We start from the raw sequence: 14,041 nt of genomic DNA, 5'->3' as shown, positions 1-14,041 counted from the left end.
ACACTGAGCGCAGCATGAAACTATGAATGGTGGGGAAAACAGGAAGAAGCCTCGCAAAACGAGGCTTCCTGAGAGGCTTAATCGCAGGTGACGATCTTCATCGCCAGGCCACCGCGGGAGGTTTCGCGGTATTTGGCGTTCATATCTTTACCGGTTTCGTACATGGTTTCGATAACCTTGTCGAGGCAGACGCGCGGTTCGCTGGTACGACGCAGCGCCATACGGGCCGCGTTCACCGCTTTCACAGAGGCGATGGCGTTACGCTCGATGCATGGCACCTGGACCTGTCCGCCGACCGGATCGCAGGTCAGCCCCAGGTTATGTTCCATGCCGATTTCCGCCGCAATACAAACCTGCGCAGGACTTGCGCCCAGTAATTCGGCCAGACCCGCCGCCGCCATAGAGCAGGCGACGCCCACTTCACCCTGACAGCCCACTTCCGCGCCGGAAATCGAGGCGTTCATCTTGTACAGTGAGCCAATCGCACTGGCGACCAGCATATACCGCGCGAGTGAGTTTGCATTCACTTCACGGATAAACTTGTCGTAATACGCCAGAACCGCCGGAACAATTCCGCACGCCCCGTTGGTTGGCGCGGTGACGACGCGGCCACCCGCGGCGTTCTCTTCGTTCACCGCCAGCGCGAACATGTTGATCCAGTCGACGACGGCCATCGGGTCGGTGGTGGTTTTGTCGGTGCTGACCAGCATGCGGCGCAGCGCAGCCGCACGACGCGGAACACGCAGTTTACCCGGCAGCACGCCTTCGGTGGTGATCCCGCGCTCAATGCCGCTGCGCATCACTTCCCAGACGTTAGCGAAGTGCTGTTCCAGCTCCTCTTTGCTGTGCAGGGCCAGCTCGTTTTTCATCATCAGGCCGGAGAGAGAAAGCCCTGTCTCCTGGCAGTGACGCTGTAAGTCGGCCGCGTTTTTGTAAGGGTACGGCACATCAACGGCAGAATTGGTGCTTTGACCAAAATGGTCCTCGTCGACGATAAACCCGCCGCCGATGGAGTAATACGTCTGGCTGTAAACCGCTTTGTCGCCGGCCAGCGCGGTAATGCGCATGCCGTTTTCGTGAAGCGACAGGTTATCCGCATGGAAATTCATGCAGTGATCAACCGGGAATTCAACCTCATGCTCGCCGTTCGCCAGCAGCAAACGACCGTGGGTGTTCACGTCCTGGATAAAGCCAGGTATTGCATCAATATCAACGGTATCCGGCAGATTACCCGCCAGCCCCATGATAATGGCAATATCGGTATGGTGGCCTTTACCGGTCAGGGAAAGGGAACCATATACATCGACAACCACGCGGGTGATGTCGTGCAAAATGCCGCGTGCAATCAAGTCATCCGTGAATTGTTTACCGGCTTTCATTGGTCCGACGGTGTGAGAGCTGGAAGGACCAATACCGATTTTGAAGATATCGAATACGCTAATCATGATGCGTCCATTGCTTCAGTCAGAGGGGAGAAGTGCGCCGTCCGCAGACGGCGCAGGAGGTATTAGCTGAACAGCGAGTAGAAAATAGCGGAGATGGCAATCAGGCCCATCACAACAACGAACACGTTGCTGATATGGCCGCTGTATTTACGCATCGCAGGCACTTTCTGAATCGCGTACATCGGCATCAGGAACAGGATCATCGCGATAATTGGGCCGCCCAGGGTTTCAATCATGCCCAGAATGCTTGGGTTCAGGGTGGCTACCGCCCAGGTGGTCACCAGCATGAACAGCGCAGTGATTTTGTTCAGACGGTTGATTTCAATGGTCTTGCCTTTACCACGCAGAGATTTAATCACCATGCCGTTGAAGCCTTCACGTGCGCCCAGGTAGTGGCCCAGGAAGGATTTGGTGATGGCGATAATTGCGATGATCGGCGCCATCCACGCAATCAGCGGTGCGTTAAAGTGGTTTGCCAGGTAAGACAGAATAGAGATGTTCTGCTCTTTCGCCGCCGCCAGATCCGCCGGGGAGAGGCTCAGCACGCAGCTGAACACGAAGAACATTACGGTCAGTACCATCATGATGTGCGCGCGAGCCAGGATGCTGGAGCACTTCTTCTCTGCGCCATTGCCGTACTCTTCACGCTTCGCTACTGCGAAGGAAGAGATGATTGGCGAGTGGTTGAAGGAGAACACCATCACCGGGATCGCCAGCCACAGGGTCAGCAGCAGACCGTTGCCGGTCGTGGATGCGCTGCTCAGAGACAGGGTTTCCAGCGCAGCGCCGTTCCACTGTGGGATCAGGTACAGAGCCAGCACCATCAGAGCCGCAACAAACGGGAACACCAGCACGCTCATCGCTTTCACAATCATCTGCTCGCCGAAGCGCACGATGGTCATCATACCGACGATCAGGATCAGGGACAGAATCGCACGCGGCGGCGGGGTCATCTGAAGCTGGTGCATCATAAAGCTTTCTACGGTGTTGGTGATAGCAACGCTGTACACCAGCAGAATCGGGTAAATCGCGAAGAAGTAGAGCAGGGTAATCAGCTTACCTGCGCCGACGCCGAAGTGTTCTTCAACGACTTCAGTGATATCTTCGCCCGGGTTTTTACCGGACAGCACGAAGCGGGTCAGGCCTCGGTGCGCAAAGAAGGTCATCGGGAAGGCGATGAGAGCCATGATGATCAGCGGGATCATACCGCCGACACCTGCGTTGATAGGAAGGAACAGTACACCAGCGCCGATTGCTGTGCCGTACAGGCCAAGCATCCACATGGTATCCGTTTTGCGCCAACCGCTTCGGGATTCAATCGAAGCAACGGTGCTGGTTTGAGTGGTTTCCATCTGTATCTCCTGGAGGAAGCAAATTGTCAGGTTTTTAGTCAAATCCGATGAAAAAGCGCCTGACGGTAATATGAAATTCGTTCAGTGACGGTTTTTTAATAATTTTTGCCCGTAACTATTGGCGGGCGGAAAGATACATTCTAGTTATGAATCTATCAGTGATCGCGATCCCAAATGCAATAATCCACTTGTGATGTGGGTATCTTTAGACCATTTATCTGTTAAAAAAACATCAAAGAGAATTTACGGGCGCGAAGGCTACCATTAACGACATGTTTTCGAAAAGGTCGACCCGCGAGATAGGTGTCTTTCGCTGTAAAGAAATGGGATTTTAGGATTTTCTGGCGGGTAATTTCGATTAAGACTGATTATTTACGGTTTCAAAAACGAGGTAATCGTTTGCGCAGGCGTCAGATTTGTTAATAACATTGAAGATCGCTATGAATTGCAACACGAATAAAAAAGCCGGATGACGATCCGGCTTGAGAGGAGAGGAATGTCGCTTTACTTGATGATTTCGTAACACGGAATATAGGCAGAGCCTGGAAGCTTCATGCGGTGCTGAGCGACAAAGCCCTGCAACATATCATCCATGCGGCGCATCATCTCCGGATCACCGTGGATCTTATACGGGCCAAACTCTTCAATTGCGCGTATCCCCACCTCTTTCACGTTCCCCGCCACGATGCCGGAGAAGGCACGACGCAGGTCGGCAGCCAGCACTTCCACCGGCTGATCCGGATAGAGTTTGAGGTTCGCCATGTTCTCATGCGACGGCTCGAAGGGGATCTGAAGATCCGGTGCGATACGGATGGACCAGTTAAAGCTGTAGGCATCTCCGGTATCACGACGATTCTCTTTCACCAGCGGCATTGCTTTTTTCATCTGACGGGCCACTTCTGCGGCATCGTCAATAATAATGCGGTAGTGACGGCGCGCGTCTTCGCCCAGCGTATGCACGATAAACTCGTCCAGCACGCGGAAGTAGTCGGCGCTCTCTTTCGGGCCGGTCAGGATCAGCGGCAGAACCTGATCTTTGTTGGCCGGGTTCATCAGGATCCCGAGCAGATAAAGCAGCTCTTCCGCCGTACCTACGCCGCCCGGGAAGATAATAATGCCGTGCGCGATACGGACAAACGCCTCAAGACGTTTTTCGATATCCGGCATAATAATCAGTTCGTTAACCAGCGGGTTAGGCGGCTCAGCGGCGATGATCGACGGCTCGGTCATGCCGATAAAACGGCCTTCTTTATAGCGTTGCTGCGCGTGACCTACTGCCGCGCCTTTCATTGGTGCTTCCATCGCGCCAGGACCGCAACCGGTACAGATATTCAGTTCGCGCAGGCCGAGCTGCGTCCCCACGCGGCGGGCATACAGGTATTCGGTTTCGTTAATAGAGTGACCACCCCAGCAGACGACCATGTTCGGCGCTTCGCCCACGTGCAGGGCGCGGGCGTTACGCAGAATGGAGAAGACCAGGTTAGTGATATGAACGGAACTTTCCAGGTCAAGATGCTGGAAACGTCCGGCGTTGCTGATCTGTCCGTTAACGAACAGAATGTCGCGCAGCACGGCAAACAGGTTGGCCTGAAGTGAGCGAATAATACGCCCGTCGACAAAAGCGTCTTCCGGCGGGTTGATCACTTCCAGCTTCACCCCGCGCTCGCGGCGCAGCACGTTGATATCAAAACTTTCGAAGCGGGACAGCAGCTCTTTACTGTTGTCGGTCAGGCTTCCGGAGTTCAGTACGGCAAGTGAACAGTTACGAAACAGTTGATAAAGGTCGCTACTGGCGGTGCGTTTAAGCATGTCCACTTCCAGCTGCGACAACATATCCATAGAGCCAAGCGGGCTAATATGTGTAATCAAGTGAGCTCCTTATGGGACGATTATCGTCTTTCCCTGTTGATTACAATAGCCCTGGCTTATGACGTTTCACAACACTTCGGGCGGAATACCGCCCGCATATTGTGAAAATATTTATCTTACTGGCGCACCAGCCGTCCGGTGGCAGGCACAAAATCGGTATTGGTGCGCCACGGATTGATATCCAAACCGCCGCGACGGGTGTAGCGGGCATAAACGCTCAGCTTTTCGGGCTGGCAGAAACGCTGGATGTCGTTGAAGATGCGCTCCACGCACTGCTCGTGAAATTCGTTGTGATGACGGAATGACACCAGGTAACGCAGCAGCTTTTCACGGTCAATCTGCGGGCCGCGGTACTGGATCTGTACCGAGCCCCAGTCCGGCTGATGGGTGATAAGGCAGTTGGATTTCAGCAGATGGCTGACCAGCGTCTCGCTGACCACTTTTCCGCCCGCCGCGTTTTCCAGGTAGTCGGTGCTAAATTCATAGCTTTCCACCTCAATGTCCTGATCGTCGATGCAGGTGCCGTGGAAATGGGCAATGGGCTGTCCTTCCAGCTCATGCAGACGGTATAACGAGACGGTTACGTTGCCCTGCGCGCACGCGCTTAAATCACGTTCAAGCGTCTGTTGTACCTCGTCCCAGCTGTTGAATTTGGTCTGGTTAAAGCTGTTGAGATAGAGCTTAAAGCTCTTGGATTCGACCAGGTTTACGCTGGCGTAATCCAGCTCGACGTGGCCCACGGCCACCTGCGGCAGACCGCGCGCATTCAGCCAGGAGAGTTCGTACAGCGTCCAGATGTCGCCGCCGACAAACGGCAGCGCGTCAGCGTGCAGCCCGAGCGGATCGCGGTTCAGACTGCGCGGCACGCCCTGCAACAGGCTTGCATCGTAGGTGTCGCGGTAATCGGTCGATTTACCCAGCGTTAAGCCCGTTAACGCCTGATGATTTTCGTAAGACATGTTTCATAGCCACTTTACAGGTACACTTATGGGCTGAGTTTATCCTGTCTTACAAGAAGAGAGAAATCGGTGGATATCGAAACTGCAAATGCCCTGACGTCCTTCACGACCCGCTATTGCGATGCCTGGCATGAAAAGCGGGGGACGTGGCCGCAAAGTACTGACTTATATGGCGTGCCGTCACCGTGCATTATCGCTTCGCAGGATGATTACGTTATCTGGCAACCGAAACCGTTCACGGGCGAGCAGAATGTAAATGCGGTTGAACGCGCGATGGACATTGTGATACAACCTGCGCTTCATGCATTTTATACCACGCAGTTTGCCGGGGATATGACTGCATGTTTTGCAGGACAGCCGTTGACGCTGCTGCAAACCTGGAGCGAAGACGATCTGCAACGCGTTCAGGAAAACCTCATTGGTCACCTGGTCACGCAAAAACGCCTTAAGCTCTCTCCGACTCTTTTTATTGCGACGCTCGACAGTGAACTGGACGTCATTTCTGTCTGCAACCTGTCTGGTGAGGTCATCAAAGAGACGCTCGGCACCCGCAATCGCGACGTTCTCGCGCCTTCACTTGCGGATTTTCTTACCCAAATTGAGCCGCTTCTGTAATCCATGATGCTACTGGACGTGTGAGAGATCTCTTACACGCTCTGTGAGACATCGCCGAAACAGTTAGCGTTGCCTTAGGAATTTCAGATTAATATTAACTTTTCTTTCAACAGGTTAGTGGTTTTCTGAAAGGGAATCCCCCGTTTCGCCTGGCTTACATTGCTTACAAGGTGGGTTGTAAGACGAAGCAGAATAGCGGATTCTATCTGTGTCGACAGGATGCCGACACGAGAAACGAACATCAGGATGATGGCGTTTCTTACCAGGGACACGTCAGGATGACGCCGCAGGAAGGCTTCAGGATGAAGCAAAGTGGATCATGCAGGATGCGTAAGGGACACCTCCAGGAAGGAGAACGAGAGCCGGTCAGGATGGTCGGTGGGTCAGGATGGCCAGGACGTTTCAGGATGAAACCTACACATCAGGACGATGTGAGCAGGAAGCAAAAGGTAAAGGGATGACCAGGCCTTCGGGCATCAGGAAAAGTTGTCACGGATGAGCAGGGAGCACGTATTGTAGCTGGAATGCTGCGAAACGAACCGGGAGCACTGTTTTTACAGTGCTCCCTTTTTTTATTTCTGTCTTCCGCAATGCTATGCTTCGCGCCATTCCGTTTTTCAGTTGAGGTATATATGTCGCATCATGACAACGTTCGTGCGCAGTTGCACGCCATCGAAGCCCTTATGCGCCAGCATCAGCTGTGGCAGGATAACGCGCCGCAGCCAGACGCGTTCGCCAGCACCCAACCGTTTTGTCTGGATACGCTGGCCCCGTTCGAGTGGCTCCAGTGGGTCTTAATTCCGCGTATGCACGCGCTGCTGGAAGGTGGTCACGCGTTGCCCGCGTCTTTTGCCGTCTCTCCCTATTACGAAATGGCGCTGGAAGCGACCCACCCGGCGCGTGCCATGATGCTGGTGGAGCTGGAAAAGCTCGATGCGCTTTTCGCCGGTGACGATGCATGACGCTTGAGATCCTTTATCAGGATGAGTGGTTAGTGGCGGTGAATAAACCGTCCGGCTGGCTGGTGCACCGTAGCTGGCTCGATCGCGATGAGAAAGTGGTGGTCATGCAAACCGTGCGCGATCAGATCGGTCAGCACGTCTTTACTGCTCATCGTCTGGATCGGCCAACCTCTGGCGTTCTGCTGATGGGGCTTTCCAGTGAGGCGGGTCGACTGCTTTCGCAGCAGTTTGAGCAGCACCAGATGCAAAAGCGCTACCACGCCATCGTGCGTGGCTGGCTGACGGATTCCGCCACGCTTGATTATCCGCTGGTGGAGGAACTGGATAAAATCGCCGATAAATTTGCCCGCGAAGATAAAGGCCCGCAGCCTGCGGTGACCGACTATCGCGGTATGGCGACCACAGAACTGCCGGTGGCGACCAGCAAATTTCCGACCACGCGATACAGTCTGGTTGAGCTTTTGCCCAAAACCGGGCGCAAGCACCAGCTTCGCCGCCATCTTGCACATCTGCGCCACCCGATTATCGGCGACAGCAAGCACGGCGATCTGCGCCAGAACCGCAGCGCGGCCGAGCACTTTGGCTGTAACCGGCTGATGCTGCACGCCAGCGAGCTACGCCTGACGCACCCGTTTACCGGCGAACCGCTGACTATTCGCGCGGGGCTGGACGAGGTCTGGATGCAGGCGTTGTCACAGTTTGGTTGGCTGGGACAACTCCCCGAAAATGAAAGGGTTGAGTTTGCCGCAGTCAACGTTCAGGATGAACAGCAAGCGCAATAATTACGGGAGCAAAGCATGGCTGAAGTAGGCATTTTTGTCGGCACGATGTACGGCAACTCGCTGCTGGTGGCGGAGGAAGCGGAAGCAATCCTTGTAAATCAGGGCCATAAAGCAACGGTCTATGAAGATCCGGAGCTGGCGGACTGGGAAAAGTATAAAGATAAATACATTCTGGTGGTGACCTCCACCACCGGGCAGGGGGATCTGCCGGACAGCATCGTCTCGCTTTTCCAGGGCATTAAAGACCAGCTTGGCTATCAGCCAGATGTTCACTATGGCATCATCGCCCTCGGCGATAGCTCTTACGCCAATTTCTGCGGTGGCGGTAAGCAGTTCGACGCGCTGTTGCAGGAACAGAGCGCTCAGCGCGTCGGAGAGATGTTGCTGATTGATGCGGGTGAACACCCTGAGCCAGAAAGCGAGTCAAACCCGTGGGTCGAGCACTGGGCAACGCTACTTAAATAACCCTGCGCTATACCAATGGTAGGCCGGGTCAGGCGTAGCCGCCACCCGGCATTACACCCCGCCCCAAACGCCATTTCCGTGAACCACCTTCCACTCCTCTGGGCTTATGCCCTAAACAACCTCCCTCACGCCCTTCAATACTGTGTTTTTGCACGGTGAGGTGAAGAGGCACTCCTTCATATACTTTTCCCGTCACTATAAAACGGCTTCTGGCCGTACCAAAACCAAACACAAATCTCTCATTCTGATTACCCTACAGGTGCTGTACAGAATGAACCAGGCGAAAGCTATGTTTCAGGAGTGCAACAATGAGTACATTAAGCCACGCGGCGAGCAGCGCTGAGAAGCGCACCAACGCCCGCTACTGGATAGTGGTGATGCTGTTTATCGTCACCTCTTTCAACTACGGCGACCGTGCCACGTTATCCATTGCCGGCTCTGAGATGGCAAAGGACATCGGACTTGATCCGGTAGGTATGGGTTATGTTTTCTCCGCATTTTCATGGGCCTACGTAATCGGCCAAATCCCTGGCGGCTGGCTGCTGGACCGCTTTGGTTCAAAACGGGTCTATTTCTGGTCCATTTTCATCTGGTCGATGTTTACCCTGTTACAGGGCTTCGTGGATATCTTCAGCGGCTTCGGCATTATCATTGCGCTCTTTACCCTCCGCTTCCTGGTGGGCTTAGCGGAAGCGCCATCATTCCCTGGCAACAGCCGTATTGTGGCCGCCTGGTTCCCGGCGCAGGAGAGGGGAACGGCGGTAGCCATCTTTAACTCGGCGCAATACTTTGCGACGGTTATTTTCGCGCCAATCATGGGCTGGCTGACGCACGAAGTGGGCTGGTCGCACGTCTTCTTCTTCATGGGCGGGCTGGGGATCGTCATCAGCTTCATCTGGCTGAAAGTGATCCACGAACCAAACCAGCATCCGGGCGTGAACAAGAAAGAGCTGGACTACATTGCTGAAGGTGGGGCGCTGATTAACATGGATCAGAAAACCCAGAAAGCTAAAGTTCCGTTCAGCCAGAAATGGGGGCAGATCAAACAGCTCGTCGGCTCACGAATGATGATCGGTATCTATCTCGGCCAGTACTGCATTAACGCCTTAACCTACTTCTTTATCACCTGGTTCCCGGTTTACCTGGTGCAGGCACGCGGGATGTCGATTCTGAAGGCGGGGTTTGTCGCCTCCGTGCCGGCCATCTGTGGCTTCGTGGGTGGGGTGCTTGGCGGGGTCATCTCCGACTGGCTGATGCGTCGTACCGGTTCGCTGAATATTGCGCGTAAAACGCCAATCGTACTCGGCATGCTGCTCTCCATGACCATGGTGTTCTGTAACTACGTCAGCGCGGAGTGGATGATTATCGGCTTTATGGCGATGGCCTTCTTCGGTAAAGGCATTGGCGCACTGGGCTGGGCGGTGATGGCAGATACCGCGCCGAAAGAGATCAGCGGCCTGAGCGGCGGTCTGTTCAACATGTTTGGCAACATTTCCGGCATTGTCACTCCAATCGCTATCGGTTACATCGTCGGCACCACTGGCTCCTTCAACGGCGCGCTGATTTATGTAGGCGTCCATGCGCTGGTGGCGGTACTCAGTTATCTGGTGCTGGTGGGTGACATCAAACGAATCGAACTGAAACCTGTTGGGGAGCGCGGATGATGACAACGCAATCAAGCCCGATCGTGACGGAGATGAAGGTCATTCCGGTGGCGGGGCAGGACAGCATGCTGCTCAACATTGGTGGCGCGCATAACGCCTGGTTCACCCGCAACATTGTGGTGCTGACCGACAGCGCAGGGAATACCGGCGTCGGGGAAGCGCCTGGCGGAGAGGTGATTTACCAGACGCTGGTCGACGCCATCCCGCAGGTGGTTGGGCAGGAGGTCGCCCGCCTGAACAAGGTGGTTCAGCGGGTGCATAAGGGTAACCAGTCGGCGGATTTTGATACCTTCGGCAAAGGCGCCTGGACGTTTGAACTGCGCGTTAACGCGGTGGCGGCGCTGGAGGCGGCCCTCCTCGATTTACTGGGCAAGGCGCTGAACGTGCCAGTCTGCGAACTGCTGGGGCCAGGCAAACAGCGTAATGCGGTAACGGTGCTGGGCTATCTGTTCTACGTTGGCGACCGGACGAAAACCGATCTGCCGTATCTGGAACGCTCGCCGGGCAGCCACGAGTGGTATCACCTGCGTCATCAGGAGGCGCTCTCTGGCGAGGCGGTGGTACGCCTTGCAGAGGCGGCGCAGGATCGCTACGGCTTCAAAGACTTCAAGCTGAAAGGCGGCGTTCTGCCCGGCGAGCAGGAGATTGACAGCGTGCGCGCGTTGAAAAAACGCTTCCCGGAGGCACGCATCACCGTCGATCCGAACGGCGCCTGGCTGCTGGATGAAGCTATCACGCTGTGCAAAGGGCTGGGCGACGTGCTGACCTACGCGGAAGATCCGTGCGGCGCTGAGCAGGGATTTTCTGGCCGCGAGGTGATGGCCGAATTCCGCCGCGCTACCGGGCTGCCGGTTGCGACCAACATGATCGCCACCAACTGGCGCGAAATGGGCCATGCGGTGATGCTGAATGCGGTGGACATACCGCTGGCGGACCCGCACTTCTGGACCCTTTCCGGCGCGGTGCGCGTGGCGCAGCTGTGCGATGACTGGGGGCTCACCTGGGGCTGCCACTCCAATAACCATTTCGACATTTCGCTGGCGATGTTTACCCACGTTGGAGCGGCGGCGCCGGGCAACCCGACCGCCATCGATACGCACTGGATCTGGCAGGAAGGCGAAGCGCGCCTGACGAAAAATCCACTTGAAATCAAAAACGGCACAATTGCCGTACCGGATGCGCCGGGGCTGGGCGTGGAGCTTGACTGGGATCAGATCCACAAGGCGCATGAAGCGTATAAAAAACTGCCGGGCGGCGCGCGCAACGACGCAGGCCCGATGCAGTACCTTATCCCCGGCTGGACATTTGACCGTAAGCGCCCTGTATTTGGACGTCACTGATAAAAGGATCGAACGATGAGCACATTTTCTACCCCTGTAGTCACCTCCATGCAGATCATTCCTGTCGCGGGACATGACAGCATGCTGATGAACCTGAGCGGCGCCCATGCGCCGTTCTTCACCCGTAATATTGTGGTGATCAAGGACAACTCAGGGCATACCGGTGTCGGTGAAATCCCGGGCGGGGAGAAGATCCGTAAAACGCTGGAGGACGCGATTCCGCTGGTGGTGGGTAAAACGCTGGGCGAGTACAAAAATGTGCTGACTCGCGTGCGTACGACCTTTGCCGATCGTGATGCGGGTGGCCGTGGTCTGCAAACGTTTGATCTGCGCACCACTATTCATGTGGTCACGGGCATTGAAGCCGCGATGCTGGATCTGCTGGGCCAGCATCTTGGCGTCAATGTCGCCTCCCTGCTGGGCGACGGCCAACAGCGCAGCGAAGTGGAAATGCTCGGCTACCTGTTCTTTATCGGCAACCGCAAACTCACCCCGCTGCCGTACCAGAGCCAGCCGGACGAAAAATGCGACTGGTATCGTGTGCGTCACGATGAAGCGATGACCCCGGACGCGGTAGTGCGCCTGGCGGAAGCCGCGTATGAAAAATATGGCTTTAATGACTTCAAGCTGAAAGGCGGTGTACTGGCGGGTGAAGAAGAAGCAGAGGCGATCGCCGCGCTGGCGAAGCGCTTCCCGCAGGCGCGCGTCACGCTGGATCCGAACGGTGCCTGGTCGCTTGATGAGGCGATAAAAATCGGTAAGCAGCTTAAAGGCGTGCTGGCCTATGCGGAAGATCCGTGCGGTGCAGAGCAGGGGTTCTCCGGACGTGAAGTGATGGCGGAGTTCCGTCGCGCCACCGGGCTGCCAACCGCCACCAACATGATCGCGACCGACTGGCGTCAGATGGGGCACACGCTCTCGCTGCAATCGGTGGACATTCCGCTGGCAGACCCGCACTTCTGGACGATGCAGGGCTCGGTTCGCGTGGCGCAGATGTGCCATGAGTTCGGCCTGACCTGGGGCTCGCACTCCAACAACCACTTCGACATCTCGCTGGCGATGTTCACCCACGTGGCGGCTGCCGCGCCGGGCAACATTACCGCCATCGACACCCACTGGATCTGGCAGGAGGGCAACCAGCGCCTGACCAAACAGCCGTTTGAAATCAAAGGCGGTATGGTACAGGTTCCTGCTACGCCGGGTCTGGGCGTAGAACTGGATATGGACCAGGTCATGAAAGCACATGAGCTGTACCAGAAACACGGCCTGGGTGCGCGTGATGACGCGCTGGCGATGCAATACCTGATCCCAGAGTGGACATTCGACAATAAACGTCCGTGCATGGTACGATAAGCACATTGGGACCGCTCCCATGAGTGGTCCCTTACGTGGTGTATGCTTAACGTAACTAACATGCGTAAGGATGGCTTATGAAAATTGTTATCGCTCCGGACTCGTATAAGGAAAGCTTGAGCGCGCTGGAGGTGGCGACGGCGATAGAGGTCGGTTTTCGCGACATTTTCCCGTCAGCGGACTATGTCAAATTACCGGTTGCCGATGGTGGCGAAGGGACGGTGGAAGCGATGGTGGCAGCCACGCATGGGCGTCTTGTCCATGTTCCCGTTACCGGGCCTTTGGGTGAACGCGTGGAAGGGTTTTTCGGGTTATCCGGAGACGGGAAAAGCGCCTTTATCGAGATGGCGGCAGCGAGCGGTCTGGAGCTTGTTGCTCCCGCAAAGCGTAACCCGTTAATCACCACCTCCTGGGGAACCGGGGAACTGATCCGTCATGCGCTGGATGCGGGCGTTAAGCATATCATTATTGGCATTGGAGGCAGCGCGACCAATGACGGTGGCGCAGGCATGGTGCAGGCGCTGGGCGTAAAACTGCTGGATGCGAAAGCGCAGCCCGTAGGGCCGGGCGGCGGCGAACTGGCAAGCCTTGCGCATATCGATCTTAGCGGGCTGGATAAGCGGCTGGCAGACTGTCGAATTGAAGTGGCCTGCGATGTGACCAACCCCCTGATCGGCGAAGCTGGCGCTTCTGCGGTATTTGGTCCGCAGAAAGGGGCGACGCCGGAGATGGTCAGGACGCTGGACAACGCGCTGGCGCATTACGCAAAAATTATCGCCCGGGATCTGGATATTGACGTCTTAAACCTGGCGGGCGGCGGTGCGGCTGGCGGAATGGGGGCGGCGCTGTATGCATTTTGCGGCGCACAGCTCCGTCAGGGGATTGAGATTGTCACCGATGCCCTGCATCTTGATGAACAGGTCGCGGACGCCGATCTGGTGATCACGGGCGAAGGGCGTATCGACAGCCAGACGATCCACGGCAAAGTGCCCGTTGGCGTGGCGAGAGTCGCGAAGCGCTATAACAAGCCAGTTATCGGCATTGCCGGCAGCCTGACGGCGGATGTTGGCGTGGTGCATGAGCATGGACTGGATGCCGTATTCAGCGTGATCTACACCATCTGCTCGCTGGAGGATGCGCTGGAAAATGCGCAACAGAATGTACAGATGGCCGCAAGGAATATTGCGGCGGTGCTGAAGGTGGGGCAGGGGATGTCGCGTTAACGTTCGTGCTCC

Annotated in this window: 12 protein-coding genes; 8 read left to right on the top strand and 4 right to left on the bottom strand. The window is 56.0% G+C overall.

Going from position 1 to position 14,041, the window contains the following annotated elements:
* Positions 1–77: 77 nt before the first annotated feature.
* The 4 genes from LOC22_RS06170 to queF all read right to left on the bottom strand — a co-directional run bounded on the left by LOC22_RS06170 (position 78) and on the right by queF (position 5,625).
* A complete protein-coding gene (locus LOC22_RS06170; protein ID WP_015571736.1) occupies positions 78–1,445 on the bottom strand; it encodes an L-serine ammonia-lyase in 1,368 nt (455 codons plus the stop codon).
* Between the two features lie 62 nt (positions 1,446–1,507).
* Positions 1,508–2,797, bottom strand: a complete 1,290-nt coding sequence (locus LOC22_RS06165; protein ID WP_003862749.1) for an HAAAP family serine/threonine permease — start codon at positions 2,795–2,797, stop codon at positions 1,508–1,510.
* 504 nt (positions 2,798–3,301) lie between these two features.
* Positions 3,302–4,666, bottom strand: coding sequence for a nucleotide 5'-monophosphate nucleosidase PpnN (ppnN, locus tag LOC22_RS06160; RefSeq protein ID WP_003862748.1), 1,365 nt, complete (start codon positions 4,664–4,666; stop codon positions 3,302–3,304).
* Between the two features lie 116 nt (positions 4,667–4,782).
* Positions 4,783–5,625: an NADPH-dependent 7-cyano-7-deazaguanine reductase QueF gene (queF, locus tag LOC22_RS06155; protein ID WP_032669303.1), complete on the bottom strand. Its 843-nt coding sequence runs from the start codon at positions 5,623–5,625 to the stop codon at positions 4,783–4,785.
* Positions 5,626–5,694: 69 nt separating this feature from the next.
* On the opposite strand from queF, the gene syd reads away from it, so the two are divergent.
* The 8 genes from syd to LOC22_RS06115 all read left to right on the top strand — a co-directional run bounded on the left by syd (position 5,695) and on the right by LOC22_RS06115 (position 14,029).
* On the top strand, positions 5,695–6,240 hold the full coding sequence (gene syd, locus LOC22_RS06150) for a SecY-interacting protein (protein ID WP_032669304.1): 546 nt from the start codon (positions 5,695–5,697) through the stop codon (positions 6,238–6,240).
* 632 nt (positions 6,241–6,872) lie between these two features.
* A complete protein-coding gene (locus LOC22_RS06145; protein ID WP_017382834.1) occupies positions 6,873–7,202 on the top strand; it encodes a YqcC family protein in 330 nt (109 codons plus the stop codon).
* On the top strand, positions 7,199–7,984 hold the full coding sequence (truC, locus tag LOC22_RS06140; RefSeq protein WP_045141978.1) for a tRNA pseudouridine(65) synthase TruC: 786 nt from the start codon (positions 7,199–7,201) through the stop codon (positions 7,982–7,984). Before LOC22_RS06145 ends, truC begins: the two co-directional genes overlap by 4 nt.
* Positions 7,985–7,999: 15 nt before the next feature.
* Positions 8,000–8,449, top strand: coding sequence for a flavodoxin (locus LOC22_RS06135; protein WP_230239428.1), 450 nt, complete (start codon positions 8,000–8,002; stop codon positions 8,447–8,449).
* A 308-nt stretch (positions 8,450–8,757) separates the two neighbouring features.
* On the top strand, positions 8,758–10,113 hold the full coding sequence (gudP, locus tag LOC22_RS06130; RefSeq protein WP_003862734.1) for a galactarate/glucarate/glycerate transporter GudP: 1,356 nt from the start codon (positions 8,758–8,760) through the stop codon (positions 10,111–10,113).
* Positions 10,113–11,453 (top strand): enolase C-terminal domain-like protein, encoded by a 1,341-nt coding sequence (locus LOC22_RS06125; protein WP_026080574.1) that lies wholly within the window; start codon positions 10,113–10,115, stop codon positions 11,451–11,453. Before gudP ends, LOC22_RS06125 begins: the two co-directional genes overlap by 1 nt.
* A 15-nt stretch (positions 11,454–11,468) precedes the next feature.
* Positions 11,469–12,806, top strand: a complete 1,338-nt coding sequence (gene gudD / locus LOC22_RS06120) for a glucarate dehydratase (RefSeq protein ID WP_032619132.1) — start codon at positions 11,469–11,471, stop codon at positions 12,804–12,806.
* A gap of 77 nt (positions 12,807–12,883) precedes the next feature.
* Entirely contained in the window at positions 12,884–14,029 is a 1,146-nt protein-coding gene (locus LOC22_RS06115) for a glycerate kinase (RefSeq protein ID WP_230239427.1), read from the top strand.
* Positions 14,030–14,041 lie beyond the last annotated feature (12 nt).

This window comes from Enterobacter sp. AN-K1 (assembly GCF_020971765.1).
GTDB classification, from domain to species: Bacteria; Pseudomonadota; Gammaproteobacteria; order Enterobacterales; family Enterobacteriaceae; genus Enterobacter; species Enterobacter hormaechei_C.
Note: the sequence above shows the minus strand (reverse complement) of the source record. Positions and strands in the feature narration are given on the sequence as shown.

Bases quoted from the DNA above. Each gene is read 5' to 3' on its own strand.
- LOC22_RS06170 (WP_015571736.1), bottom strand. From the start codon at position 1,445: ATGATTAGCGTATTCGATATCTTCAAAATCGGTATTGGTCCTTCCAGC.
- LOC22_RS06165 (WP_003862749.1), bottom strand. From the start codon at position 2,797: ATGGAAACCACTCAAACCAGCACCGTTGCTTCGATTGAATCCCGAAGC.
- queF (WP_032669303.1), bottom strand. From the start codon at position 5,625: ATGTCTTACGAAAATCATCAGGCGTTAACGGGCTTAACGCTGGGTAAA.
- LOC22_RS06145 (WP_017382834.1), top strand. From the start codon at position 6,873: ATGTCGCATCATGACAACGTTCGTGCGCAGTTGCACGCCATCGAAGCC.
- truC (WP_045141978.1), top strand. From the start codon at position 7,199: ATGACGCTTGAGATCCTTTATCAGGATGAGTGGTTAGTGGCGGTGAAT.
- LOC22_RS06135 (WP_230239428.1), top strand. From the start codon at position 8,000: ATGGCTGAAGTAGGCATTTTTGTCGGCACGATGTACGGCAACTCGCTG.
- gudP (WP_003862734.1), top strand. From the start codon at position 8,758: ATGAGTACATTAAGCCACGCGGCGAGCAGCGCTGAGAAGCGCACCAAC.
- LOC22_RS06125 (WP_026080574.1), top strand. From the start codon at position 10,113: ATGACAACGCAATCAAGCCCGATCGTGACGGAGATGAAGGTCATTCCG.
- gudD (WP_032619132.1), top strand. From the start codon at position 11,469: ATGAGCACATTTTCTACCCCTGTAGTCACCTCCATGCAGATCATTCCT.
- LOC22_RS06115 (WP_230239427.1), top strand. From the start codon at position 12,884: ATGAAAATTGTTATCGCTCCGGACTCGTATAAGGAAAGCTTGAGCGCG.